20 protein-coding genes and 1 pseudogene are annotated in these 24,777 nt (G+C 40.5%); 5 read left to right on the forward strand and 16 right to left on the reverse strand.

Going from position 1 to position 24,777, the window contains the following annotated elements:
* The first annotated feature begins 172 nt into the window (after nucleotides 1-172).
* Together L641_RS0105645 and L641_RS0105650 are read left to right on the forward strand one after the other, a co-directional pair.
* Complete coding sequence (locus L641_RS0105645; RefSeq protein WP_024601373.1) at nucleotides 173-1,231, forward strand: hypothetical protein; 1,059 nt, start codon at nucleotides 173-175, stop codon at nucleotides 1,229-1,231.
* A gap of 64 nt (nucleotides 1,232-1,295) precedes the next feature.
* Nucleotides 1,296-2,360 (forward strand): hypothetical protein, encoded by a 1,065-nt coding sequence (locus L641_RS0105650; RefSeq protein WP_024601374.1) that lies wholly within the window; start codon nucleotides 1,296-1,298, stop codon nucleotides 2,358-2,360.
* Nucleotides 2,361-2,408: 48 nt separating this feature from the next.
* On the opposite strand, the gene ttcA is transcribed toward L641_RS0105650, so the two are convergent.
* The 11 genes and pseudogenes from ttcA to ccoN all read right to left on the reverse strand — a co-directional run bounded on the left by ttcA (nucleotide 2,409) and on the right by ccoN (nucleotide 12,424).
* Nucleotides 2,409-3,323, reverse strand: a complete 915-nt coding sequence (ttcA, locus tag L641_RS0105655; RefSeq protein WP_024601375.1) for a tRNA 2-thiocytidine(32) synthetase TtcA — start codon at nucleotides 3,321-3,323, stop codon at nucleotides 2,409-2,411.
* A gap of 92 nt (nucleotides 3,324-3,415) precedes the next feature.
* Nucleotides 3,416-4,343: pseudogene (gene uspE, locus L641_RS22210) on the reverse strand (universal stress protein UspE).
* A gap of 107 nt (nucleotides 4,344-4,450) precedes the next feature.
* On the reverse strand, nucleotides 4,451-5,188 hold the full coding sequence (locus L641_RS0105665; protein ID WP_013464664.1) for an FNR family transcription factor: 738 nt from the start codon (nucleotides 5,186-5,188) through the stop codon (nucleotides 4,451-4,453).
* A 42-nt stretch (nucleotides 5,189-5,230) separates the two neighbouring features.
* A complete protein-coding gene (locus L641_RS0105670) occupies nucleotides 5,231-5,902 on the reverse strand; it encodes a sulfite exporter TauE/SafE family protein (RefSeq protein ID WP_024601376.1) in 672 nt (223 codons plus the stop codon).
* A complete protein-coding gene (gene ccoS, locus L641_RS0105675) occupies nucleotides 5,895-6,062 on the reverse strand; it encodes a cbb3-type cytochrome oxidase assembly protein CcoS (protein ID WP_008109812.1) in 168 nt (55 codons plus the stop codon). The genes L641_RS0105670 and ccoS overlap by 8 nt, the downstream gene beginning before the upstream one ends.
* Nucleotides 6,059-8,431 carry a heavy metal translocating P-type ATPase gene (locus L641_RS0105680; protein ID WP_024601377.1) on the reverse strand — a complete coding sequence of 791 codons (2,373 nt, stop codon included), beginning with the start codon at nucleotides 8,429-8,431 and terminating at the stop codon, nucleotides 6,059-6,061. The genes ccoS and L641_RS0105680 overlap by 4 nt, the downstream gene beginning before the upstream one ends.
* Before the next feature lie 8 nt (nucleotides 8,432-8,439).
* Nucleotides 8,440-8,931 carry a FixH family protein gene (locus L641_RS0105685; protein WP_024601378.1) on the reverse strand — a complete coding sequence of 164 codons (492 nt, stop codon included), beginning with the start codon at nucleotides 8,929-8,931 and terminating at the stop codon, nucleotides 8,440-8,442.
* A 149-nt stretch (nucleotides 8,932-9,080) separates the two neighbouring features.
* Entirely contained in the window at nucleotides 9,081-10,115 is a 1,035-nt protein-coding gene (ccoP, locus tag L641_RS0105690) for a cytochrome-c oxidase, cbb3-type subunit III (protein WP_013464668.1), read from the reverse strand.
* Entirely contained in the window at nucleotides 10,112-10,297 is a 186-nt protein-coding gene (locus L641_RS0105695) for a cbb3-type cytochrome c oxidase subunit 3 (RefSeq protein ID WP_010389598.1), read from the reverse strand. Before L641_RS0105695 ends, ccoP begins: the two co-directional genes overlap by 4 nt.
* A gap of 6 nt (nucleotides 10,298-10,303) precedes the next feature.
* Nucleotides 10,304-10,978: a cytochrome-c oxidase, cbb3-type subunit II gene (gene ccoO, locus L641_RS0105700; protein WP_024601379.1), complete on the reverse strand. Its 675-nt coding sequence runs from the start codon at nucleotides 10,976-10,978 to the stop codon at nucleotides 10,304-10,306.
* Between the two features lie 12 nt (nucleotides 10,979-10,990).
* Nucleotides 10,991-12,424 carry a cytochrome-c oxidase, cbb3-type subunit I gene (gene ccoN / locus L641_RS0105705; protein ID WP_013464670.1) on the reverse strand — a complete coding sequence of 478 codons (1,434 nt, stop codon included), beginning with the start codon at nucleotides 12,422-12,424 and terminating at the stop codon, nucleotides 10,991-10,993.
* Between the two features lie 337 nt (nucleotides 12,425-12,761).
* On the opposite strand from ccoN, the gene L641_RS0105710 reads away from it, so the two are divergent.
* The 3 genes from L641_RS0105710 (at nucleotide 12,762) to L641_RS0105720 (ending at nucleotide 18,102) form a co-directional block, all read left to right on the forward strand.
* Nucleotides 12,762-13,184 carry a hypothetical protein gene (locus tag L641_RS0105710; protein WP_024601380.1) on the forward strand — a complete coding sequence of 141 codons (423 nt, stop codon included), beginning with the start codon at nucleotides 12,762-12,764 and terminating at the stop codon, nucleotides 13,182-13,184.
* Nucleotides 13,185-13,939: 755 nt separating this feature from the next.
* Complete coding sequence (locus L641_RS0105715) at nucleotides 13,940-16,627, forward strand: TonB-dependent receptor (protein ID WP_024601381.1); 2,688 nt, start codon at nucleotides 13,940-13,942, stop codon at nucleotides 16,625-16,627.
* A 107-nt stretch (nucleotides 16,628-16,734) separates the two neighbouring features.
* The gene (locus tag L641_RS0105720) at nucleotides 16,735-18,102 is read left to right on the forward strand and encodes a hypothetical protein (protein ID WP_013464673.1); all 1,368 of its coding nucleotides are present in this window, start codon (nucleotides 16,735-16,737) and stop codon (nucleotides 18,100-18,102) included.
* Nucleotides 18,103-18,125: 23 nt separating this feature from the next.
* On the opposite strand, the gene L641_RS0105725 is transcribed toward L641_RS0105720, so the two are convergent.
* From L641_RS0105725 to L641_RS0105745, 5 genes are read right to left on the reverse strand one after another with little or no spacing between them, the layout of a single operon-like run.
* On the reverse strand, nucleotides 18,126-18,380 hold the full coding sequence (locus L641_RS0105725) for a hypothetical protein (RefSeq protein ID WP_013464674.1): 255 nt from the start codon (nucleotides 18,378-18,380) through the stop codon (nucleotides 18,126-18,128).
* 16 nt (nucleotides 18,381-18,396) lie between these two features.
* Nucleotides 18,397-19,233 (reverse strand): peptidoglycan binding protein CsiV, encoded by an 837-nt coding sequence (locus L641_RS0105730; RefSeq protein ID WP_024601382.1) that lies wholly within the window; start codon nucleotides 19,231-19,233, stop codon nucleotides 18,397-18,399.
* A complete protein-coding gene (gene mfd / locus L641_RS0105735) occupies nucleotides 19,233-22,706 on the reverse strand; it encodes a transcription-repair coupling factor (RefSeq protein ID WP_024601383.1) in 3,474 nt (1,157 codons plus the stop codon). Before mfd ends, L641_RS0105730 begins: the two co-directional genes overlap by 1 nt.
* A gap of 50 nt (nucleotides 22,707-22,756) precedes the next feature.
* Entirely contained in the window at nucleotides 22,757-23,650 is an 894-nt protein-coding gene (locus L641_RS0105740; RefSeq protein WP_013464677.1) for a carbon-nitrogen hydrolase, read from the reverse strand.
* A complete protein-coding gene (locus tag L641_RS0105745; RefSeq protein WP_024601384.1) occupies nucleotides 23,647-24,702 on the reverse strand; it encodes an agmatine deiminase family protein in 1,056 nt (351 codons plus the stop codon). The genes L641_RS0105740 and L641_RS0105745 overlap by 4 nt, the downstream gene beginning before the upstream one ends.
* Between the last annotated feature and the right edge of the window lie 75 nt (nucleotides 24,703-24,777).

Raw genomic sequence — 24,777 nt, forward strand, 5'->3', positions numbered from 1 at the left:
TTTTGTCGTATTTTAACGCAGATATTTAGCCTTAACAGTGAAAATGATAACAAAATGTTGCATTTTTTAACTTTGTTCCCAATACTGGTCAATGCGTTGCTTTTACCATGCACCGACAACAGCGTGTAACAAGCTAAGCATAATAAAAATATTGAATCAGTTAAGGATTAATATGAACAACACACACATATTTAAACGCGTCTCTTTATTTGCAGCAGCATTAAGCCTGCTAATGAGTTTTTCTGCGCTCAGTAAAGAGTATAAGGTAATTTTAATTCATGGTTTGCAGGTATCACAACTTACCAATAGAGCAGCCAGTGATGTGGTAAACGATGGACAAAGCTATTGGCAGTCTTATTGGGTGAACCGCGCAGACGAGCGCATCGATTGGCCTGCATATGAACGAATAGAAGGAAAAATCACCACCGATTGGATATGGCCTAAACTACAGCAAATTTCTCGCTCAAATCTATGCGAGCCAGGCTGTGTATTTGTGACTCATTCAACCGGTGACTTAGTTGCCCGATATATTATAGATAACCAAGAAAACTGGCTTGCAAATGCCGGATTACAGCCGCTTAATATTATTGCCACCTTTGATTTAGCCGGTGCTGGTGGCGGCAGTGAATTGGCCGACTTAGCGGTGAGTACATTAACAGGCGCATCGTGGAATTTTGCTGTAGATGCCGCGCTAACGTGGTGGTTAGGCAGTGAAGTTAATGAGGCGGTAGGCGTATTGCACGATTTAAAAGTAAATAATGCACGCAGAATTGCGCCATTACCTGATGCACGCACACCTCGTTTACGTTTTGTAGCCGATGGTAATGCTTACTTAGGTTTAACGGCTGGATTTTTACGCGGTAATGACGACTCGGTGGTGGCTACTCACTCATCATGTGGTGCAAGCTCGGTAAACTCATTTGGTAGCTGTAGCACCAATATTGACACTAATGGGCGTTTAAAATCGCAAGGTGATGCTGTTAATAGTTTTATGCCATATCATTATCCATTAATGATGACTAACAGTTACAGTCATAATGAGATTCAACAAGCGCAGCGCCAAGGAAATGTAACGATTGCGATGAATAACATTACGGTAGCTGACGACACGCTAGGGTTTGAAACCGTAGATGAAACCACAGGTAGTTGGTTTTGGAAGAAACAATATCGTTATGTAAAAGACTCAGATAATTTGAGTGCATCGGCACTTATATATAATGTGATCCCGTGATATAAGCATACTTAAAACATCGTGTAGTATACGTACTACACGTTTTATATAGGATAACTAACCGATGAAAAAGTCCTACGTGATTGGCTTTGTTATCAGCATGGGCCTACTTATGTGGTTTTTAATTGATGAGGGTCATGCAAGTTACCCCCTAAAACAAGCCCCTCTCAATGATAAAAAGCCGATATCGACACCTCCAGCTCAGCAGCGCACGCTAAGCCAACCTGTGACAAAGGCAACAACAAAAACCAGCTCAGTAACTCAGTCAGCATTTGATGAAGACTTAGCCAAAGCGGCATCGGCGGTGGCACAACAGTATCAACAAAGTTTGGCGTTTCCGCCTTATTCACAACCATTAACGGTATATGATGAGGACAGACTTAAGCCAAATCAGTTCTTTCCTGTTAGCAGCCCAGTGGGTGAGCAAGGCGGGGAGTTAACAGTGAGCTTGTCTCAATATCGGTATGTGTATCCACAAGCTATAGAGCTAACCGTAAGCGCCCCAAATTTAGGTAAGGCGGTAGTGACACTCAGTAATACAGACACCAAAAAGTCGCTAAAAACGCAAAGCGGTGTGGCTCGTCAAAATGAGCTGGCAATGATATTTAAAGGTGAAGAAGACTATCCACGTAATTTACAATTATTAGTTGAAGCCGATATCGCGGGTAAAATAGTTCCTGTGGTGGCACAAATACACTATATGCCGCCTAGTGCAACGCTAACTAGCTTTGATAACGCGTATCCACGTAATGATAATATGATAGTGCCTGCTAATTTAACAGTTATAAAAAGTGGCTTATACCGTTTAAGAGCTAACTTATACAGTGGAACTTCGCCATTAGCACATTTAGTTGCTAAAGCACGTTTAAATGAGGGCAGTCAGCAAATTGACTTTAAAGCGCATTGGTCTGTTTTGCCCAAGCAAACGAATGACTTACGGTTGAGGGACTTTGTTATTGAACGTATGTCGCCAAGCCCAGGTGAGCTTAACAGTTTTGGTGAAAGTGAAATTAGCGAGTTTACTATTGAAGATTTTGCTTACGACAGCTTACAGCAGTTGCCTTATCAGGCAAACAAACAAGAAATGCAGAGTTTAGAGTTTTTACAAGGATTAGCTGCTGGTCAGTAGCAGCATAGAACAAAGTGAAGGGTTTGCATTACTGCAAACCCTTAAAAATTAGCTTAAATTAATGGTAACCACGTCGGCTTGGTTTGTTTCATCTTGTTCATTATTAACTGGCGCTTTTGGAATATCTGGTTTATCGAGCGCGATATCGCCCCCATCAATAACGTCACCCGTTTGCAAGTTGGTAAAATCAAATAATTGATTATCAGCTAAGTGTGAAGGCACAACGTTTTGCATGGCGGTGAAAATACTCTCTATACGGCCCGGGTGCTCTTTATTCCATTGCTCCAGCATATTTTTAGTGTGTTTACGCTGTAAGTTTTCTTGTGAGCCACATAAATTACACGGAATAATAGGGTAGCTTTGGCTGAACGCATATTTGCTTATATCGGCTTCTTTACAATATGCCAGTGGGCGAATAACCATATGCTCACCGTTATCGCTCATTAGTTTAGCCGGCATACTTTTTAGTTTTCCGCCATAAAACATATTTAAAAACAAGGTTTCTATCATATCATCGCGGTGATGACCCAGTGCAATTTTAGTCGCACCTAACTCTTTAGCCGTGCGATATAAAATACCACGGCGCAAGCGAGAGCAAAGCGAGCAGGTTGTTTTACCCTCAGGAATAATATCAGTAACAATACTGTAGGTATCTTCTTCTACAATTTTGTATTCAATATTTAAATTATCAAGATACTCAGGAAGCACATGCTCAGGAAAACCAGGTTGTTTTTGGTCGAGATTTACTGCAAATAAATCAAACTTGATAGGTGCAACACGTTGTAAATGTTGCAACATGTCGAGCATAGTGTAACTGTCTTTGCCACCCGATAAGCACACCATAATACGGTCACCTTCTTCAATCATGTTAAAGTCCATGACAGCTTGACCTGTGAGGCGGCGTAAACGCTTTTGAAGCTTATTTAAGTTGTATTGAGCTTTGGCTTGAGCAGAATGAGACACTACGCCCCCTTGTAAATAGTACGGCAAAATTAATTGCTAAAAATAAAGGGGCGTATTATATGCCATATGTAATATGGGAGCTACTGCAAACGCTAACTTTCTGCAAGCGGGCTTACGTACCCATCAGGTTTAAGTGCAAGTACATCACAATCAAGGCTGTCAATAACATGCTCAGCAGTGTTGCCTACTAAGGCAGCGCTTAAGCCAGTCCGTCCCACAGTGCCAATAACCACTAATTCGCTGTTTAAGCGTTTTTGCAACATCCGGTATCACATCTTCTGGCAATCCCTCTTCAATAAAGCATTGATCAGAGGTTAGGTTAAACTCACTAGCGAGTTCATTGGTTGATTCAATATGATGTTTTTTAACTGATTCGTTATATAACCCTGGGTTAAACTCAGGGATCTCTATGGCTATATTAACCGGTGTAGCAGGGTATGCATTGACTAAGTTAAGTTTAGCATTAGCCAGTTCACATAAAAATTGTGCATCTTTAATTATGCGTTTATTAAGTGACAGGTGCTGATCGTTTTCACTGACTGCATTAACAGCCGCTAAAATATTCCCATGTGCTGGCCACGCCATATCTTTTACAAATAATACAGGGGTTGGGCATTTTCTGACTAAGTGCCAGTCTGTTGGCGTGAAAATAACCGCTTTAAGCGCACCATGCTGATGAGTACCTTTGATCACTAGGTCATATTTATCATTAATAACGGTATTAATAATGGCTTCGTAAGGGCGGTTATGCCAAATGACTTGGGTATTAATATTAATGTTTTGATAAGGAGAGACAAGATCTTTTAACCATAGTTCGCGATCTTTTAACACCGCTTTACGCATTGCTTCACGTTCATCACCAGAGAGCATAGTAGTCATTTCGTAAGAGAAATCGTACACCGTCATAAAGGCGGTAATGCTAGCCCCTGATTTTTTGGCTAAATCTATTGAACGCGCGAGGGCATTTTGATCGTCTTTAGTTGGGTCAATAACCGCGATAATACGTTTAATCGTTTCCATTGTGCTACTCCATTCACTTAACAGTTATACCTTGAGTGTAACGCAAATACACAACAGTTAAAGGGGTAGCACTAATATTCTTGTTCTATATCAATTTATTGATTTAATTAACGAGGCTTAACAATCGCAGCAGTTTTGGCTAAAGCGTCATTATCTAAAATAGTAATAAATTTACCTTCTACTTTAATTAAGTCGGCTTTTTGAAAACGGCTTAATAAACGGCTGATAGTTTCTACTGTTAAACCAAGGTAGTTGCCAATTTCGCCGCGGGTCATGGTAAATCTAAATTCTTTACGTGAAAAACCACGCTCACCAAAACGCTCTGATAAGTTATAAATAAAACTCGCTAGGCGTTCTTCTGCTGATTTTTTATTCAGTAATAACAGCATTTCCTGATCGTAGGTTATTTCACTACTCATTAAACGCATTATTTGTTGGCGCAATTTAGGCAGTTTACCGGCTAGTTCGTCAAGAGTTTCAAAGGGAATTTCACATACCATTGAGGTTTCTAGTGCTTGAGAAAAACTTTGATGTTGCATTTTATTGATGGCGTCAAAGCCAACAAGGTCACCCGCTAAATGAAAGCCTGTAATTTGTTCATCGCCTTGCTCTGACAAGGTATACGATTTAAACGACCCCGAACGAACTGCATAAATTGCATTTAAAGGTGCGCCCGACTCAAATAAGTAGTCACCCTTATGTAATGGTTTTTTTCGCTCAATGATCTCATCAAGTTTATCCATTTCTTGGCCATTTAAAGAAAATGGTAAACATAACTGGCTAATACTGCAGTTATTACAGCTAATGGCACAATTACCTTTAGCACGACTTTGAGAAAAATCCATAAGTTCAATCCGTTAAATTTCTATGCACAACATTTACCAATGTTAATGCACTAGCTTGTCTGTTGCAATGATCAGAAGGTAGATACCATACCAAATGATAACACTGCCTAATATTATTCGCGTCCAAGGGTGATTAAAAAGCGTATTGAGCTTTTGTGCAGCCACACCTAAGGTGATCATGGCAGGGAACGTCCCTAGGGCAAATGCCAGCATAACCAGAGCACCATTTATGGCAGTGCCACTGGTCATCGCCCATGTGAGCGCAGAATATACTAAGCCGCACGGTAACCAGCCCCATAGTGCGCCATAACCAAGCGCTTTTAATGGGGAATCAATGGGCATTAAATATTTATTAAGTTTAATTAAGTGCTGCCAAATGAGGGTTTTGCCGAGTTTTTCGAGCCATTGTAATGTCGCGGCTAAGCGCATGATATAAACGCCGACCAGTAACATAAACACGCCCGCTAAAAATGATAAAAACAGCGCAAAGGCCGAGTTTTGTGTGGCAAATTGACTACTAATACCGGCGACTAGGGCACCAGCAAGCATATAACTTAGCGCTCTGCCGCTATTATAGGCTAGAGAATACAACCAAGTTTGGCGCTTGTTACTGGCTAACTGTAATGAGCTGGCAATGCCGCCGCACATAGCAATGCAATGGCCACTGCCAATCAACCCCATTAAAAAAGCACTAACAAAAATCGGGTCAATCATTACTTTTATTATGTTGCTCTTTATCGTCTTCAAACAAAATACTGTGGCCTTGCTTGTTTAAATCAGAGAATTGCTCGCCTTTTACTGCCCAAAAAAACACGCCAATGGCAATTAGTACAAACAAGATAGCGATAGGAACTAAAATATAAATTATGCTCATAACTTTAATAGCCTTAGTGAATTACATATCACAATAATAGAGCTGGCAGACATACCAATTACCGCCATCCAAGGCGCAACTAAACCCATAGCAGCAAGCGGTAATATAGAGCCATTATATAATAAAGAAAGCGCTAGGTTTTGCTTAATTATACGCCGTGTTTGCTTAGCAATCGTCAACAAATGATCAATAGAGGCTAAATCACTGTTAAGTAGCACAACATCGGCACTGTTTTTAGAGATATCAGCGCCTGTTTCCATGGCGATTGATAAATGGGCGCTGGCAAAGACTGGGCTGTCGTTTACGCCATCGCCAACCATAGCAACAACTTCGCCTTGGGTTGACCAATGATCAACGGCGTCTTGTTTATCTTTAGGACTACAACTGGCTTGTACTGAATCAAGCTTTAATTTTTTAGCCACCTTGGCACCGGCATCTGAGGCGTCACCTGTTAGCATATGACAACTTAGATTGGCAGCCTTTAACGAGTTAATGAGTTTATCGGCATCTGTTTTTACTTTATCAACAAAATAAAAGCGTGCAACGAGTTGCTTGTTTATGTAAAGGGTAGCTTGCGCATTGGTTTTTTTGGTATCAAACCAACCACTTTTACCAATGGCGTAATGCGTATTATCGTATTGAGCACTGATCCCAACCCCTGGATGGAGCTGTACATCGTCAAATTTACGCTGACCTTTAAACTCTTTAAAGGCACTAGCAATAGGGTGCTCAGAATAGCTCTCAAGCTGTGCTGCAATATCAAGAATTTGCTCTTTGCTGTAGTTATCATCAAGTATGTCAACAACATCGAGGCTAAATTTACCTTGCGTAAGCGTACCGGTTTTATCAAAAGCAACTAAAGTAAGCTTTGAGAGTGTTTCGAGCACATGTGCTTGCTTAATTAATATTCCTTTACGAGTTAAGGTAGCCACAGCACACGTTAACGCGGTTGGAATAGCTAAACTCAATGCGCACGGGCAGGTGGCCACTAACACCGATATAGTGATCCAAAAAGCGACATCAGGGTCAATTTGATACCAGCTAATGGCGGTTAGAGAGGCAAATACCAGTAACACGGCAACAAACCACTGCGCGACTTTGTCGGTAATTTCTACTAACCGTGGGCGTTTTGTTAGGGCATTATGTTGCAGGCGAATAATTTGATTAAGCAGGGTATTTTGGCCCAGCTTATTGATTTTTATTTCAATAATACCATCATGATTAACCGTGCCCGCATATACGTTATGATCAATATACTTTCGTACTGGCTGATGTTCACCAGTCATCATAGACTCATCAACACTGGTGCTGCCTTTGACTAAGATGCCATCGGCAGGGATAGTTTCGCCTGCTTTTATTAAAACGATATCGTTAAGCTTGAGCTTTTTAGCGGCAATTATGTGCTCTTTGCCGTTTTCATCGAGTGTACGGGCAGTCAGTGGCAGTAGCTTTTGTAAGTTGGCTGTAAATTCACTGGCCTTTAAGCGCGCTCTAAATTCTAAGTATTTACCTAATAAGAGTAAAAAGGTAAACATACAAATAGATTCAAAGTAAACTTCACCGACTTCCATTACGGTGGCGTAACAGCTTGCGCCATAGGCACCAAAAATCGCCAATGATACCGGTAAATCCATATTCAGTTGTTTTGCTTTTAAGCCGTTAATTGCATTACTTAAAAAGGGCAGGGCGCTGTATAAAATAACGGGCGTTGCAAGGATCAAGCTGATCCATCTAAAGTACTGTTCAAAATTACTGTCCATCCCAGAGAACATGCCAAAGTACATAGCAAAGGCAAACATCATCACTTGCATGGTCATTAAGCCTGCCACGCCGAGGCGGCGAATATAGGCTTTAGCTGTTTGTTGTTTTTGCTGGGCTTCTACATCTGATTGGAATGGATAGGCTTTGTAACCTATTTCAGCCAGTGAGGTGATTAGCTCACTTAAAGGGGTTGCGCTTTTATCCCATTGGATCATAGCGCGATTAGTTGAGGTGTTTACATCAACGCGCTTTACCGATTTAAGGTTAAGTAATTGCTTTTCAATAAGCCAGGCACAGGCGGCGCAGGTAATGCCCTCAACACTGAGAAGCACCTCAGAGTTGTCGTTATGCGTACTGATAAACTCATCTTGAATATCTTCATTGTCATAGCTTTTAATAAAAGCGAGTTGTTCAGGGACGAGTTGCTCTACTTTACCGGCACTAACAGTGCGATATTTGTAGTAGTCGGTCATCCCTTGGTCAATGATATTTTGTGCAACAGCTTGGCAGCCAATGCAACACATTGGCTCAGCGGTATTGTCTATAACAACATGTGCACTAAATCCAGCAGGCACACTTTCAAGACAATGAAAGCAATTTTTAGACATACTAAATACTACTTATAGTTAGGAGTCACTAAAACGGTGGCGGTGGTTGGTAAACTAACGTTTTCTTTCATTTTCCAACTGTTATCAACGGGTTCAATAAATACCGAATATGCGCCTGGTATATAGCTTTCTAATAATGCAGTGAACTCTTGATTAGCATTTGGGGTGAGAGTGGCCTCAAAATCGTGCGCTTTTATGGTACGGTGAAAAAACGACAATCTTAATGCGTGTATATTACTGGTATCGCCTTTGGTAAATTTAAAGCTGACACGCTCATCTGATACATTTAGGTCGCCATGTAAATACAACGCTTTTGCTTTATCAAACTTAACGAGTTCTAAGTTGATTGCTTTGCCTTTTTTATAGTAATCATCTACAACCATATCTGGGCCGTTACCAATGGCTGTAATAAATAAACTAATGCAGCCAATAATTGCAGCTAAAGGAAAGAAGATTAAAAACCAAGGCCAAAAATTTTTATACCACGGAGTCGGTTGCATAGTCGCTCTAAAATTAATTAATGTGCGGCTATATTATAATAAATAGAATGAAAAGACTAAAAAAAAGCCTCCGAGTGGAGGCTTTTTTGATCTGAATTAATCTACTGAAATAAAAAGATTAAAACTGAAACGTTTTGTTAACTTTATCGTTATTTATCTTGCGATAAGCTGTAAACGTAAGCAGTTAATAGGTGAATTTTATCTTCGCCTAAAATCTCTTTCCAAGCAGGCATTACACCAGCACGGCCATGGTTAAGTGTTTCTTCAACAGCGCGTTGAGAGCCACCGTATAACCAAATGTTATCAGTTAAGTTTGGTGCACCAAACGGTAAGTTGTGCGCTACTGAACCTTTACCATCTGGACCATGACACGCAGCACACATCGCGAATTTCGCTTTACCTGCATCGGCATCTTTTTGGTTAACAGTACGACCAGATAGGCTAAGTACGTAAGCCGTCATTTCTTTAACGCCTTGCTCACCTAATGCATCACCCCAAGGTGGCATTGCTGCAACACGACCTAAAAGTAATGTTTCTCTGATCTTGTCAGGAGAACCACCGTACAACCAATCGTTGTCAGTAAGGTTAGGGAAGCCAGTACCACCACGAGCATCAGAGCCATGACATTGTGCACAGTTTTGTGAGAACAAACGTTGACCAATTTCAACAGCGAGTTGACCTTGAGTTTGCTCATGTTTAGTGCCGTTTTCTAGCGCAACTTGCTGTGCTGCATCACCAGCAAATTTAGACTCTACTAAATCTAGAACAGGTATTTGAGCCAATTCATTAAAAATAGGACCAAAACGTTCTTCAGCAGCGCGGTATTCAGCATCTAGCTTTACAAAACGGCCATCTTCTTTCGCTTCAATGACTGCTTCTTTCGATTCAGTTAAAGAGGTAATACCTTGGTTTGAGCTTGTCCATTTTGCTAAACCTTCCCAGTTACCTAAACCAGGGTAGGCTGCTAAGTAATAAACAGACCACACAAACGTTGCGAAGAACATGTAAGTCCACCATTTCGGTAGTGGATTGTTTAATTCTTGAATGCCGTCAAACTCATGTCCACAGCTTTCACCTTCTTTTACGCCTACATAGTTTTTTAAGTTCCAAACTAGTAGACCAAAGATAATGATTAAGCATGCAAGGGTTAATACAATAACCCATATACTCCAAAAGCTAGTCATTTCTCAGACCCCTTTTCCTCGTTAGAGAGTGTATTGTTGTGTTTTTTTTCATCTTCAAATATGACATTAGCAGCGTCTTTAAAACGACTTTTACTACGCTTGCTATATGCCCATCCAACAATCACAATAAATAATACTAAAATTACCAGAGTCAAAATGCCTCTGTATGTCCCGTAGTCCATAATAATCTACTTCAAATGTGTGCCAAGTTGTTGCAAATAAGCGATAAGGGCTTGCATTTCTGTTGCACCTTTACCGTCATTCATTGCATTAACTTTAGCAATGTCAGCGATTAATTCCTCGTCACTGCCATAACCTAGACCCGGGTGTTTTGGGTTTTCTGGATTGATAGCAAACGTGTCACGGAAAATTTGTAGTTTTTTCAGAGTCAGACTTGTATCAAGCGTGTTCTCTGCTAACCAAGGGAAACCTGGCATATTAGACTCAGGAACCACGGCACGTGGATCCATTAAGTGCGCATAATGCCAATCGTCTGAGTAACGTTTACCTACTCGTGCTAAGTCAGGGCCAGTACGTTTAGAACCCCAAAGGAAAGGGTGATCCCATACTGACTCGCCTGCTACAGAGTAGTGACCGTAACGCTCAACTTCATCACGAAATGGGCGGATCATTTGAGAGTGACAGTTAGCACAACCTTCACGCACATAAATGTCGCGACCTTCAAACTCTAGTGCATTTAACGGGCGTAACCCATCCACTGGCTTGGTTGTATCGTCTTGGAACATTAGCGGCGTAATTTCTACTAATGCACCGAAGCTGATTGCGAAAACAGTCAAGATGGCCATGAGGCCAATGTTTTTCTCGATAATTTCGTGTTTGTTTTGTGAATTTTTATTGCTCATTATCTAACTCCGTTATGCTAACTGCGCTTGTTCATCAAGTTCTAACGAGTTATTTTTCGCTGAAACTGTACGATAAACGTTATAAGCCATAACCAGCATACCTGTAACGATGAATACACCGCCTAAGAAACGCATAACATAGAAAGGATGAGAGGCTTCTAACGACTGTACAAAGCTGTACATTAATGTACCGTCAGAGTTAACTGCACGCCACATTAGACCTTGCATTACACCTGAAATCCACATTGCAACAATGTATAAAACAACACCTACAGTGTGTAACCAGAAGTGTGTATTGATTAATTTAATGCTGTACATACGACCTTGCGAGAATAACGCAGGGATAAGGTGGTAAATAGCACCGATAGAAATCATCGCAACCCAACCTAATGCACCTGAGTGAACGTGACCTACAGTCCAATCTGTGTAGTGCGATAACGCATTAACAGATTTAATTGCCATCATCGGGCCTTCAAACGTCGACATACCGTAGAAAGACAATGAAACCACTAAGAAACGTAAAACTGGGTCAGTACGTAGCTTATGCCATGCACCTGAGAGCGTCATAATACCGTTGATCATACCACCCCAAGACGGTACGAATAAGATAATAGACATCACCATACCTAAGCTTTGCGTCCAATCAGGAAGCGCAGTGTAGTGAAGGTGGTGAGGACCTGCCCAAATGTAAAGAGATATAAGTGCCCAAAAGTGAACAACCGACAAACGGTATGAATAAACAGGGCGACCCGCTTGCTTTGGTACAAAGTAATACATCATACCCAAGAAACCCGCAGTTAGAAGGAAGCCTACTGCGTTGTGGCCATACCACCATTGAACCATTGCATCTACGGCACCTGCATAGATTGAATATGATTTAGTCAATGAGACTGGGACTGCCATGCTGTTAACAATATGTAGAACAGCAACGGTAATAATGAAACCAGCATAGAACCAGTTAGCTACATAAATATGCGCTACTTTGCGTTTTGCAATAGTGCCCATAAATACAATAGCGTAAGTTACCCAAACAACAGCAATTAAGATATCGATTGGCCACTCAAGTTCTGCATACTCTTTAGAACTTGAAATACCCATAGGTAGAGTAATTGCTGCTAGAACAATAACTAACTGCCAACCCCAAAAGGTAAAGGCGGCTAATTTGTCTGAAAGAAGGCGCGTTTGACATGTACGTTGTACGACGTAATAAGACGTCGCAAAAAGTGCACTTGTACCAAATGCGAAAATTACTGCGTTCGTGTGTAACGGACGAAGTCGAGAGTAAGTTAACCATGGTGTGTCAAAGTTAAGAGCTGGCCAAGCTAATTGGGCAGCTATCAGAACCCCAATACCCATGCCAACGATGCCCCAAATCACTGTCATAATAGCGAATTGGCGTACAACTTTATAATTGTACTCAGTTTGTGATGCTACTGTTTGGCTCATTTTCTGGCTTCCGCTGCAATAAATGCGTTTAGAAATGAATTACCTACTTGTAAAAGTAGGACCTACTATTATTCCAAAGTATACTATCTAAAACCCACAATATGTGGTTGTTAAAGATAATAATCTCAAGAAATACTTGTTTTTTTTGCGGTTGAAATGATAAATTTTTTGGCCTTAAAAAGATAGGTCAATTGCGTAATAATATGACATCAATCAAACTTTATTAACTTGCTGTCTATTTTTTGAGGTGATTTGTACCTTACTTGCCCATTAAAGCCGATAATCAACCAACGTGCCCAAATGTTGGGCTAATACATTAGATACTTTGAGAACCTGCATGTATATATATAGAGTATGTTTACTTTCTTTTCTACTATTCTTACTAGGTTGTGACTTTTCTGGATCAACACCAAAAGTAAATCAATCACAAACAGAGTGTAAAAATAACAACCCGTGTATTTTTCCAAATCAAGTTAAAGTTTGGCTAAGCGAAGAAACCCTATCACCAGAGACACCGTTTTCAATTTACACTCAGTTACCGACTGGTGTAACAATAACTGCAGCTAAATTAGAAGGCGTTAGCATGTATATGGGTTACATTCCCGTACAATTTAAAAATCAGGGCAGCGTTTGGGTAGCTAATACCATGGTAGGGATTTGCTCAGAAAAAAACATGGTGTGGAAGCTTATTCTTACTACTGTCGATACAAACACTGGTATAAGTGAAAATGTTGAATATTTTTTTAACGTTACCTATTAAAGGCTTTCTACTCAGGCGTGGTTTTTAACTGCGCCATTCCCGTAAAATTATAGCGGCAAAGCCAAATGCCTCACATTTAATAGTTATTTGCAATTAAAGTACATCTGATAAAATAACCATTCTTAATAAAGCTTTTACATACCCATTTACCTTCCAAGTTTATAACTTAAGCTCTGCTTGGCTTACTTATTCAATTGTGCTCATACGTGCAATAAAGCACCTATATCATTTATATGTAGATTTATCGAATGGACCCACTTTGATAGCCGTTTTTAGTTTAATTGGCAGCCCGTCTTAAACCTTCAATACACATAAAATTTGCATGATTAAAACTTATAACAAAAAAATTCAGACTAAATAAACAATCTACTTGCATAAATATGGTTAGGAATTAACACCTAGTTTTACCGTTTTAATAACGAGCTGTGATTAACATGTTAATTTTCCTGTTTAGGGCACATTATTGTAATAATTACATTTGATTACAAACTCTACTCATTTGATTTCAGCTGTGTTTTTTATGTGATTGCTTGGTCTTTAGTTTATGATTTTTAACTGTTTTTATTAATTAACAATGAAACATACTGTAACCTTTGTTCCTTTCGTGGGACGTCTTAATTTTCATTGGTTGCATAGTGATCGTTCGTTAAGTTTTCATTCAGTTAAAGGCGCCTAAGTTGCTCCCGCTCACTCAAAATTCTCATAAAAGTGAGCATTACCAATTTAGGTAAATTTTCAACAAGTAGGGTTCATCCATGAAAAAATCAACTCTTGGTTTAGCTGTAATTGCAGCGATCCCAATGTTCTCAAGTGTTCAGGTTTTAGCTGCAGACGAAGCAGCAAAGTCAATTGAAAAAATTCAAGTAACGGGTTCTCGTATTAAGCGTTCAGATATGGAAACTGCTAGCCCAGTTACACTTATCGGTGCCGATGAAATTAAAGCATCAGGTGCAACATCTGTAGATAGCGTATTACAACAAATGACGGCTACGGGTGGTGCAATGACAAACCCTGGCGTTAATAATGGCTCTGGCGGTGGTGCATCTATAGATTTACGTGGTTTAGGTTCACAGCGTACTTTAGTACTTGTTAATGGTCGTCGTATGATCAATTCAGGTACTGGTGCGGCTTCAACGGTTGATTTAAATACTATTCCAGTATCAATGATCAAACAAATTGAAGTACTTAAAGACGGTGCTTCTGCTGTATACGGCACAGATGCTGTAGCGGGTGTTGTAAATATTATCCTTAAAAATGACTTTGAAGGTTTAGATTTAAACGTCAACACAGCCATGACTTCAAAACATGATGCGTCAGAAACATCAATCGACTTTACCTTAGGTACAACATTTGACAAAGGTAATATGGTTTTTGGTATTCAATACACTGATCGTGGTGAAGCAAGTCAAGGTGATCGTGGTTTCTCATCATGTCCTTTATTTGAAGGCGAAAATGGACTTTTCTGTGGCGGTTCTTCATTCAGCGAAGGCGGCCATATTTACAATGTTAATACAGCTAATATCATCAACGATAAAGGTGAAATCGAGAAGCAGGGTGTTGCTAACGATGCTGGTTTAAGTGGCCTTGGCGGTAATTTACACCGTTATACCGATGAAAACGATGCATACAACTATGCGTCTAAAAGCTACCTATACACACCTATGGAACGCTTAAACATCACAGGTTTAGGTAATTACGAACTAAATGATGACACAATGCTTTTCAGTGAGTTTACTTATACTAAACGCTGGTCAGAGCAAAAGTTAGCACCACAGCCTATCAACTTTGGCTTTAAATATACCGAAGATATGGGTGACAGCTTACTGTCACAAACTTATGATAAGCGACAAGTCGTTAACGGTGCATTTGTAAAAGATGCTAATGATAATTACGTTACAACACCGACTAATTACGCCTATGGTGACGAAATAAGCTACCGTCGTCGTATGGCTGAAAGCGGTACTCGTGACTTATCGCAAACAGTTGATACTGTTCGAGTTGTTGTGGGTGCTGAAGGTATTATTGGTGATTATTCATGGGATGCATCAGCAAACTTTGGTCGCAATGATTCCGTTGATAAAATGAGTAACCTGCACAATGTTTCCGCCATCACAGAAGACTTAGCAGCAGGTACATTTAAGCCTTTAAATGAGGCATCTTGGTCACAAGAAAACATTCAAGATTATATATACACAGAGCAAAACTCAGGTGGAAGCCAGTTATTTATTTTGGCAGCTTCATTATCTGGTGAAATGTTCGAACTACCTGCTGGTTATGCTGCATTTGCAGCGGGTGTAGAGCGTCGCCAAGAAAAGGCATGGTATAATCCTGATTCAATTGCTGCTCAAGGTCTAGGTAACGATCCACGTGTAGATCCAACAAGTGGTGGATTTGATGTGAATGAGGCTTATGTTGAGTTTGCATTACCCTTACTATCTGAGCTTCCATTTGCAGAATATGTTGAATTAAGTGCGGCAATCCGTGCGTTTGATTACAGCACTTTTGGTTCTGATGAAACATGGAAACTTGGTTTTACTTGGAAAGCAAATGATGAATTGATGTTCCGTGGCGTACGTTCAACCGCATTCCGTGCTCCAACGGTAGATGAGTTATACTCTGGTAATGCGCCATCTTATGAGCAAGTAAAATACCCAGGTGCTGATAGCCAGGCAGAAGTAACTGTGGGCGGTAATCAAAATCTAACACCAGAAGAAGCTGATACATTAACGTTTGGTGTGGTGTACGAACCACAATGGTTTGAAGGTTTCTCAATGACCGTAGATTACTACGACATTGAAATCGAAAATGCTATTTCAACATACAACAACCAATTCGTTGTTGATCAATGTATTGGTAATGCAAACAGCAGTTCAAACGAACTTTGTGCAAGCACAGGTGCAATTTTACAAGCTGATGGTCGAATTGTTTTCAATAATCAGCTTCGTAATATTGGTTCTGAAAAAACATCTGGCATTGACTTAAATCTGAAGTATTCATTTGATGCATTAGGCTTAAGCTGGAGAGCTGGCCTTGATACAACATATTTAGATGAATACGTTGTTGATACGGGTGCTGTTGTAGATTACGCTGGTTACATTACGGGTGGCGCTGGTAGTTACGCAGATATCAAATCAAACTTTAACTTAATAGTTAAAGGAGATAACTGGGATGCAACTTATGAAGCACGCTACATTGCTGGCCTAGATAGCTTCGCATGTATTGATGGTGAGACATGTTATGCACCTTCAACGCCTTCAGTTGTGTACCATGACATTAGTGGATCTTACTTAATTAATGATACAGTGACATTGTCTGCAGGTGTTAATAACTTATTTGATAAAGAGCCACCGTATTACTCAGGTAATAACGATTCAAACACTGACCCGTACACGTTTGATACGTTAGGTCGTCGTTTATTCGCTGGCGTAAACGTTAAGTTCTAATTTTAATTCATTAGAACTATTAAAAGGCCTAGTTTTTACTAGGCCTTTTTTGTTGAACAAAATTAAAGAGGCACGTAAACTCAGGTAGATAACCGAAGGAGGCATCATTGTTAAAGCAAGACGAAAATTTATCGTTTGTTATTGAACCGCAACTATCACCGCGTGCAGAGCAGCGTCTCGATCTTTATTTTTCTATCCCAAACGAAATGGGTATTAACGCGCAAACACTCAGCGAAGAGTCTTACTTTAATAACCAATTTAAATCTTTTGTAGCCTATAACGCGAATAACATTCATCTTCCATTGGTACGAAGCCGCTTTGTGAGTAAAAACAAAGGTGAGCAGCAAGATTACCGACAAAATTTAAATTTATATTGTTATCAAGTGCGTCTGGCAATTGATGCCGATATTAAAGATGCGTTAAAAATTCAAGAAAGCGATGAGTTTTATCAACGAGCCATGGAGCTCTGTGAACAAAGCCAAAGCCTACTTAGAAAACTCAGACGTTACACCCCAGATAACGAAAAGCTGATCCCGTTTTATACTAATGCTGATAACTACCTAAGCTGGCAAATTGAACAAACTTTTTTAAAGCTACTTGATGAAGGCCCGCGTAGTAGCGATCACGCTAAAGAACGAAACGACTTATTAAACTTTTGTAAGTCAGAGAGTGAGTATCGAGCAGAGCAGCAATATAATTCTGATTCAACACTTAAAGACGCCAACAGAATTACTAATAAGATGCGTTTACTCCAGCGTTTAATAGAGCATGGAGTGATTTTACAGCGCCAAACACGCTATCTTAATAGCTATTTAAAGCGGTTGGTAAAAGGCTCTGTAACAGCTGTTATAATGGCTTTTGTGATGGTGGTTATTTTAAATGCGCGTTCTACCTTTACTGAAATAACCGCTTCATTAATTCTAATTTTAGGGGTTATTTACGGGCTGAGAGAAATATTTAAAGAAGATATTACCCGTATTATTTGGCGTGCTATTGTGCGAGGGCGGCCAAAATGGCGCTTTATTTTTAAAAACAGTATCACAAAAGATAAAGTGGCGAGTCAGTTTATTTGGTTAGAGTACACCCGGTTTAAAAAAATCCCCAAAGAAGTGAGGAAAATTTTTTCTAAGCGTCGTCAGCAAAACAAACAGGCGGCGCAATGGCTGCATTTTGCTAGTGAAACCCGGGTAAGTGCTAAAGAATTTTTGCCAGGCTACGATAGCTTGCAGCAAACGCTACAATTTAATCTCGCGCCGTTTGCACGTTATTTAAAAAAAGGGGAAGGGAAGCTCTATCATTTAGAAAACAATAAAATTTCTAAACAGGGAGTAGAAAGGCGCTATCAGTTAAACATGGTATTGGTTCTAACCGAACCGGATAAAACGCTCTATCAGCGTTACAAAATCACTTTAAACCGCAGTAAAATAGTCAACATAGAGCTTATTTACACCAGCGATGCAAAAAAAGAGGAATAACATACGTTATTCCTTTGTTGTCCTTATTTATCCGTTAGCCCTTTTTTGCTGTAAAGCGTTACTTTGTCTGATACCAGGGTAATTTCGATGTTTTTAGCGTCATCACCCCAAGTACAGCTAGTATGTAATGTTTTTTCTACACAGTTATCAGCACTGCCTAAAAGTGCTTCAACTTCTGTTTTGTCCATACCAATTTTAATTTTTTCGTAATTTTCCATGCTTACTTTTGAACAAGCAGCAAGACTCAGTGCTGCAGCAATTATTAGGAGCTTCTTCATTATTATTTTCCTACTGTTAATGGTTAAATTTTCGAATTTGTACAATCATACCCATACGAGGATGATCAAAGTAATGAATATCTTCGCTAAAAACGCGTCTAAATTGTGAAAAACGGGCTGATTCTAGCTCACCATTATCTTGCTTTTCACTAATATCGAAATCCGCATTAATGTATAAATAATGGCGTAAATGTATTTTCAATAAGCCATCTAACTCCCATTTCATGGTCGGAGACTGTGCTTCATTAAACAATGGCTCAGGAGTATCAAGTAAGCTAATAAAGTCAGAATTGGCGTAACTAAAACCGGTGTTCATATTGTTTTTTAATTGGTTGCCTGCAAATAAGTGCATACTAGGGGAGCGTGATTTACTTGCGCCTTCAAACCGCCAGCCGGTATGTAATATAGGGGTGAGTCCTTTGCGGTCTAAAGCTTGGCGTTGTTGTTCAAACTGCAGTTGTTCAGGAGCGAGCAGGTAAGTTTGCTCCATCGTATCTTGTACTGGTGCTTGAGGGGTTACTGGCAGCACATCGTAACTTTTTACATAATCAATGCTGTCGTTACACGCTGCAGACTGTGGGTTTGAATTAACCAAAGTGTCAGCAAATGTACGTGTTTGAAAGCGTGGGTCACCGTTTATACACGCGTCCATTGCTTGGTTTTTATAAGCAGAGGCCAATAAATCTAAGGTGTTTTTATCTTCAATGGCGTCATGCTTTAAGCTAAAGTCTTCTTGTAAGTAAGGAGCAGGGCGCTGTTTAAATATTAACACTTCTACTTCAAACCAGCGCTCTGCAAATGCAGTACTGCTAAATAAGCAGCATAAAATAACCAGCGATTTTTTCAGCAACATTAATGGCTAACCTTTTTTTCGAAATCTGCAATCATAGCAGTGATCATTTTTAAGCGTTCACGGGCATTCGCCTCGCTAATGGCAAAGCGTAATTTATTTGCGCCATCCATTTTATAAATGTGTGGCGCACTTTGTATCAAACCAATAATGAAGCTAGGATTAACCTTGGTATTTTGACTAAACTCAAAGTAGCCTCCTTTCGGGTTAGCTTCTATTTTGGTTATGCCCAAATTGCTCGCCTGCATTTTTAGTTGTTGTAAACTAAATAGGTTTTTAGCTGCATCAGGTAATAAACCAAATCGATCTATCAATTCTACTTGCAGTTCATCAATATCAGCAAGGTTAGCACAACTTGCTACACGCTTGTACATACCTAAACGCGCGTTAACATCATGAATATAATCATCAGGTAACAAGGCAGGTAGCTTTAAATCAACTTCGGTTTGTTTTTGTAATAAATTTTCAAGGGTTGGCTCTTGACCATTTTTAAGCGCGTTAACAGCCTGTTCAAGCATTTCCATGTATAAATTAAAGCCAATGGTTTGCATTTGTCCAGATTGATCGTCTCCTAATAGCTCACCGGCACCACGAATTTCTAAATCGTGGGTTGCTAAGGCAAAGCCTGCGCCTAAATCTTCTAATGAGGCAATGGCATCTAAACGCTTTTTCGCATCTTTAGAGAGCGCTTTAGGGTTACCTGTGAGTAAATAAGCATAGGCTTGGTGATGACTTCTACCAACACGTCCGCGTAATTGATGCAGCTGAGCAAGACCGAGTTTATCGGCTCTGTCCATAATAATGGTATTTGCTGTGGGTACATCAATGCCGGTTTCAATAATCGTAGTACATACCAGTACATTGTATTTTTGGTGATAAAAATCGGTCATGATCTGCTCAAGCTCTTGCTCTCGCATTTGCCCGTGGGCTGAGGTAACTGTTGCCTCAGGCACCCATTCGCTAATTTCTTGAGCAACACGCTCAATGGTTTCTACATTGTTGTGTAAAAAGTACACCTGGCCGCCGCGTTTAATTTCACGCAGTACCGCTTCGCGAATAAGCTCTTCGTCGCGTTGGCGCACAAACGTTTTAACGGCTAAGCGTTTAGCCGGTGGGGTAGCAATAATAGATAAATCGCGCATACCACTCATGGCCATATTTAAAGTACGGGGGATAGGCGTAGCGGTCAGGGTGAGTATGTCAACATCAGCTCTCAGGGCTTTAATTTTTTCTTTTTGGCGCACCCCAAATCGGTGTTCTTCATCAACAATTAACAGGCCTAAATCTTTAAAGTTGATGTCTTGTTGAATTAGTTTGTGCGTGCCAATAACCACATCAAGCTTGCCATTACTCATTTTTTCAAGGGTTTCTTTTTGCTCTTTGGTCGAATTAAAACGTGACAGCACACCCACTTCAATTGGAAAATCAGCAAAGCGGTCTTTAAAGTTATCGTAGTGTTGTTGAGCAAGTAGGGTGGTAGGGACTAAAATAGCCACCTGCTTATTATCGTTAACCGCAACAAACGCTGCACGCATTGCTACTTCGGTTTTACCAAAGCCTACATCACCACAGATTAAGCGATCCATGGCTTGTTTTGATTGCATATCACCCAGTACAGCTTCAATAGCGTTACGTTGATCATCCGTTTCTTCAAACGGGAAGCTATCACTAAATTGACGATAAGCTTGGCCATCCAGCGTAAATTTATTACCCGGCTTTGCTTGGCGCTGAGCGTAGATATCGAGCAATTCAGCAGCGACATCGCGTACTTTTTCAGCGGCGCGTTTTTTTGCCTTATCCCACGCATCAGAGCCGAGCTTATGCAGTGGGGCACTGGCTTCTTCACCGCCAGAGTAACGGCTAAGCATATGAAGCGCTGATACCGGCACATAGAGCTTTGCTTCACCGGCATAAATAATGGTTACAAATTCAGTAACCACACCGGCAGCATCAATTGTTTGCAGTCCTTGATAACGGCCAACACCATGGTCAAGGTGCACAACCGGTTGGCCTTCTTTTAACTCTGCTAAGTTACGAATTAGCGCATCTTGGCTTGCTTCATACTTGTGCTTACGGCGTCTGCGTTGCGATACTTTAATTCCAAGCAATTCTTGCTCAGTAATAATGCTCAGGCTAGGTTTTGTGCTAAGCACGACACTTTGTTCAAGTGGGCTTACAATTAAACCAACGTCACTACTGCTGTTGGTAAATTGCTCAAAAGTATCAAATTCTTTAAATTTTAAGCCGCTGGGTTTTAATATACTCAGTAAGGATTCACGTCGACCATCCGACTCAACACTAATGACAACTCGGCCTTTTTTCTTTTTTTGCTCTGCCACATAGCTAATGAATGCGTTGTAAGGTTCATGTTGTTTATGATCAATGCGGACATTGGGTAATTCATTAACGGCAAGGTTTTTATTGCCTGCTTTAGTGCCCAATTTTGCTTGCGATAAACGAATGCGGCCATAATTGCCCAGGTTTGAAAATAGCTCATTGATAGGCTGATACAATTCATCCGGCGGTAAAAGTGGGCGTAAGGGATCCACACGGCGGTTTTCATAGCGTACATTAACGTCGTGCCAAAAGTTATCCGCCGCATGTTCTAAATCGCCTAATTGCATCACGGTCGTTGATTCAGGCAAATAGTCAAAAATAGTCGCCAAGCCATCAAAAAATAATGGCATGTAGTATTCAATACCTCCAGGCCAGTTACCTTTACTAACTTGCATATAAACAGAGTCTTGCTCTGCGCTTGCGCCAAACTTTTCACGATAGTTTATTCTAAAGCGTTCAATATCCGTGTCGTTAGTGGGGAATTCATGGGCAGGAAGTAACTCAATTTTTTCTACTTTTTCATCTGAGCGTTGTGTTTCCACATCAAATAAGCGAATGGTATCAAGCTCGTCATCAAAAAAATCGAGCCTAAATGGGTGTTTACTGCCCATCGGGTATAAATCAACAATAGAGCCACGTATTGCATATTCGCCATGCTCCATAACTTGTTGCACGTGCATGTAACCCGCTTGCTCTAAGTTTTCACGCAAAGCGTGGGTGTCTAATCTATCGCCCACTTTAAAATTAAGCGTTGAACCATATATAAACGAAGCTGGGGCCGTGCGCAGCATCAGCGTTGATACAGGCATAATGAGCACGCTTTGTTGCTCGTTTTTCAGGGTATTAAGCGTTGCTAAGCGCGCGGAAATAATATCTTGATGGGGAGAGAAATGATCATAAGGCAATGTCTCCCAATCCGGAAATATCATTACCGGATTATCAGGAAGCAAATACTCTAATTCGGTTTCAAGGCGCAAAGCACTTGGTGTATCTGGCGTAACTATTAACACTAAGTTATCTTGTTGTTTTACACCTTGTGCAATGGCAATGCTCAAGCCACTGCCTAAAAGCTCGCCCCATTGAATTTTATCTTTTTGAGATTTTACCCAAGGCAAGGCTGCCCATTGCTCAAACGCCATTAATTACTCCATTAAATTAGGCTCTTAGCTGCTAAGAGCCATACTATTATTTAGTCGCGATAGATTTTTGTTAAATCTTGATAATGATCAATTCTGCGGTCGCGTAAATACGGCCAGATACGTCTTACGTTCTCGCTGCGTTTTTGATCAAGTTCAACCATTAATATTTGTTCACTTTGATTATCGGCCTCTGCCAATATTTCGCCTTGGGGACCTGCAATAAACGAGTTACCCCAAAATTGAATGCCGTCACTTTGTCCACTCGGGTCGCGCTCAAGACCAACACGATTACAGCTAATCACCGGAACGCCATTGGCTACCGCATGGGCTCGTTGGCTAATAACCCAAGCATCTTTTTGACGGGTTTGCTCGTCTTTATCATCGCGTGGATCCCAGCCTATGGCCGTTGGATAAATTAAAAGCTCTGCACCTGCCATCGCCATTAAACGCGCCGCTTCAGGAAACCACTGATCCCAACACACCAGTACGCCAAGTTTGCCCACTGAGGTTTGAATAGGCTCAAAGCCTAAGTCGCCAGGAGTAAAGTAAAACTTTTCATAAAAGCCAGGGTCATCCGGTATATGCATTTTACGGTATTTACCGGCAATACTGCCGTCTTTTTCGAGCACCACTGCGGTATTGTGATAAAGGCCTGTAGCGCGCTTTTCAAATAAAGACGCGACAATCACGATACCAAGCTCTTTAGCAAGTTCACCTAACGTATTACTACTCGGCCCAGGTATTGTTTCGGCTAAATCAAAGACGTCGACATCTTCGGTTTGGCAAAAGTATAAACTACGGTGTAACTCTTGTAGCACAACAAGTTGTGCACCTTGACTGGCTGCATCGCGAATGCCAGCAATTGATTTTTCAATATTGTGTTCAGCGTTGTCACTGTTGCTTTGTTGCACTAAGGCAACTGATAAATTTGCAGGGCTTGTCATTGTGCTGCTCCAGCTAAAAATCCACGAGGTAATTGCATTGTAATGCAGTGAAGACTGCCAAATTGCTCAATAATAGGTAAACAATTTACCCCAATAATTGTGTGATCTGGGTATGCTTTTTGAACCTGTGCTAACGCGCGTTGGTCGTTTACATCGTTATAAGTAGGCACTAATACCGCATTGTTAATAATTAAGTAATTTGCATAGGTGGCGGGTAAGCGCGTGTTTTCATCATCGTACACGGCTTTTGGCCATGGCAACTCAATTAGCTTATATGGGGTGCGATCGGCAGTTTTAAAGCTTTGTAGTTGCTTTTGCATGGCATTAAGCGCGCTGAAGTGCTCATCGCTTTTATCGTCACATTGCACATACACAAGGGTATTATTTGGTGCAAAACGCACTAAGGTATCAATGTGGCTGTCGGTGTCGTCACCTGCTAAATAGCCATGATCAACCCATAAAAAGTCTGTTGCGCCCAAGTGCGCTTTTAAAAGCGCTTCTATGTCACTTGGGTTTAAATTTGGATTACGGTTTTTATTAAGCAAACATTCGCTGGTTGTTAGCAACACACCATGCTCGTTTATTTCAATACCGCCACCTTCAAGTACCATATCGAGCGCTTGATAGTGGTTTTTTTTGCTACTTAACTCTTTTACCAAAGTACGATTAATTTGATTATCTAATGCGCTTTCAAATTTATTGCCCCAACCATTGAAAGTAAAATCATATACTTTTAGTTGCTCAGGTGAGTCAATAGCGCTACAAGTAAGCGGGCCATGATCGCGCGCCCACGTATCGTTGGTAGGGGTTACTACAAAATGAACACGATTCAAAGGGATGTTAGCGCTATTTAGCAATGCTGTAATATGCATTTTTAAGGCGCTATTATGCGCCACAATGACAAGCTTTTGCTGCGTTGTTATATGCTTAGCAAGCTCAATATATACAGGTTCTACACGGGCTAAATTATCAGCCCAATCTGTGTCTTTATGCGGCCATGTAAGCATAACAGCGTCTTGCTCGGCCCATTCAGGTAAAAGTCTAAAGTTCATGGATTTTTAATACAAATAAAGATGGGGCTAGTTTAGCAGTTCAATTACTGCTAAGTCACTTCTAAATGAGCGTTT

Origin of the sequence: Pseudoalteromonas sp. TB41 (assembly GCF_000497975.1) — a bacterium.
Classification (GTDB): domain Bacteria; phylum Pseudomonadota; class Gammaproteobacteria; order Enterobacterales; family Alteromonadaceae; genus Pseudoalteromonas; species Pseudoalteromonas tetraodonis.

What these genes read in the sequence shown, in the direction of transcription:
- L641_RS0105745 (WP_024601384.1), bottom strand. Translation starts at nt 24,702, where the DNA reads ATGAACTTTAGACTTTTACCTGAATGGGCCGAGCAAGACGCTGTTATG.
- mfd (WP_024601383.1), bottom strand. Translation starts at nt 22,706, where the DNA reads ATGGCGTTTGAGCAATGGGCAGCCTTGCCTTGGGTAAAATCTCAAAAA.
- L641_RS0105685 (WP_024601378.1), bottom strand. Translation starts at nt 8,931, where the DNA reads ATGCAACCGACTCCGTGGTATAAAAATTTTTGGCCTTGGTTTTTAATC.
- L641_RS0105650 (WP_024601374.1), top strand. Translation starts at nt 1,296, where the DNA reads ATGAAAAAGTCCTACGTGATTGGCTTTGTTATCAGCATGGGCCTACTT.
- L641_RS0105670 (WP_024601376.1), bottom strand. Translation starts at nt 5,902, where the DNA reads ATGATTGACCCGATTTTTGTTAGTGCTTTTTTAATGGGGTTGATTGGC.
- L641_RS0105680 (WP_024601377.1), bottom strand. Translation starts at nt 8,431, where the DNA reads ATGTCTAAAAATTGCTTTCATTGTCTTGAAAGTGTGCCTGCTGGATTT.
- L641_RS0105695 (WP_010389598.1), bottom strand. Translation starts at nt 10,297, where the DNA reads ATGGACTACGGGACATACAGAGGCATTTTGACTCTGGTAATTTTAGTA.
- ccoN (WP_013464670.1), bottom strand. Translation starts at nt 12,424, where the DNA reads ATGAGCCAAACAGTAGCATCACAAACTGAGTACAATTATAAAGTTGTA.
- L641_RS0105725 (WP_013464674.1), bottom strand. Translation starts at nt 18,380, where the DNA reads ATGAAGAAGCTCCTAATAATTGCTGCAGCACTGAGTCTTGCTGCTTGT.
- L641_RS0105665 (WP_013464664.1), bottom strand. Translation starts at nt 5,188, where the DNA reads ATGGATTTTTCTCAAAGTCGTGCTAAAGGTAATTGTGCCATTAGCTGT.
- L641_RS0105710 (WP_024601380.1), top strand. Translation starts at nt 12,762, where the DNA reads ATGTATATATATAGAGTATGTTTACTTTCTTTTCTACTATTCTTACTA.
- ccoO (WP_024601379.1), bottom strand. Translation starts at nt 10,978, where the DNA reads ATGAGCAATAAAAATTCACAAAACAAACACGAAATTATCGAGAAAAAC.
- ccoP (WP_013464668.1), bottom strand. Translation starts at nt 10,115, where the DNA reads ATGACTAGCTTTTGGAGTATATGGGTTATTGTATTAACCCTTGCATGC.
- L641_RS0105740 (WP_013464677.1), bottom strand. Translation starts at nt 23,650, where the DNA reads ATGACAAGCCCTGCAAATTTATCAGTTGCCTTAGTGCAACAAAGCAAC.
- L641_RS0105715 (WP_024601381.1), top strand. Translation starts at nt 13,940, where the DNA reads ATGAAAAAATCAACTCTTGGTTTAGCTGTAATTGCAGCGATCCCAATG.
- L641_RS0105730 (WP_024601382.1), bottom strand. Translation starts at nt 19,233, where the DNA reads ATGTTGCTGAAAAAATCGCTGGTTATTTTATGCTGCTTATTTAGCAGT.
- L641_RS0105645 (WP_024601373.1), top strand. Translation starts at nt 173, where the DNA reads ATGAACAACACACACATATTTAAACGCGTCTCTTTATTTGCAGCAGCA.
- ccoS (WP_008109812.1), bottom strand. Translation starts at nt 6,062, where the DNA reads ATGAGCATAATTTATATTTTAGTTCCTATCGCTATCTTGTTTGTACTA.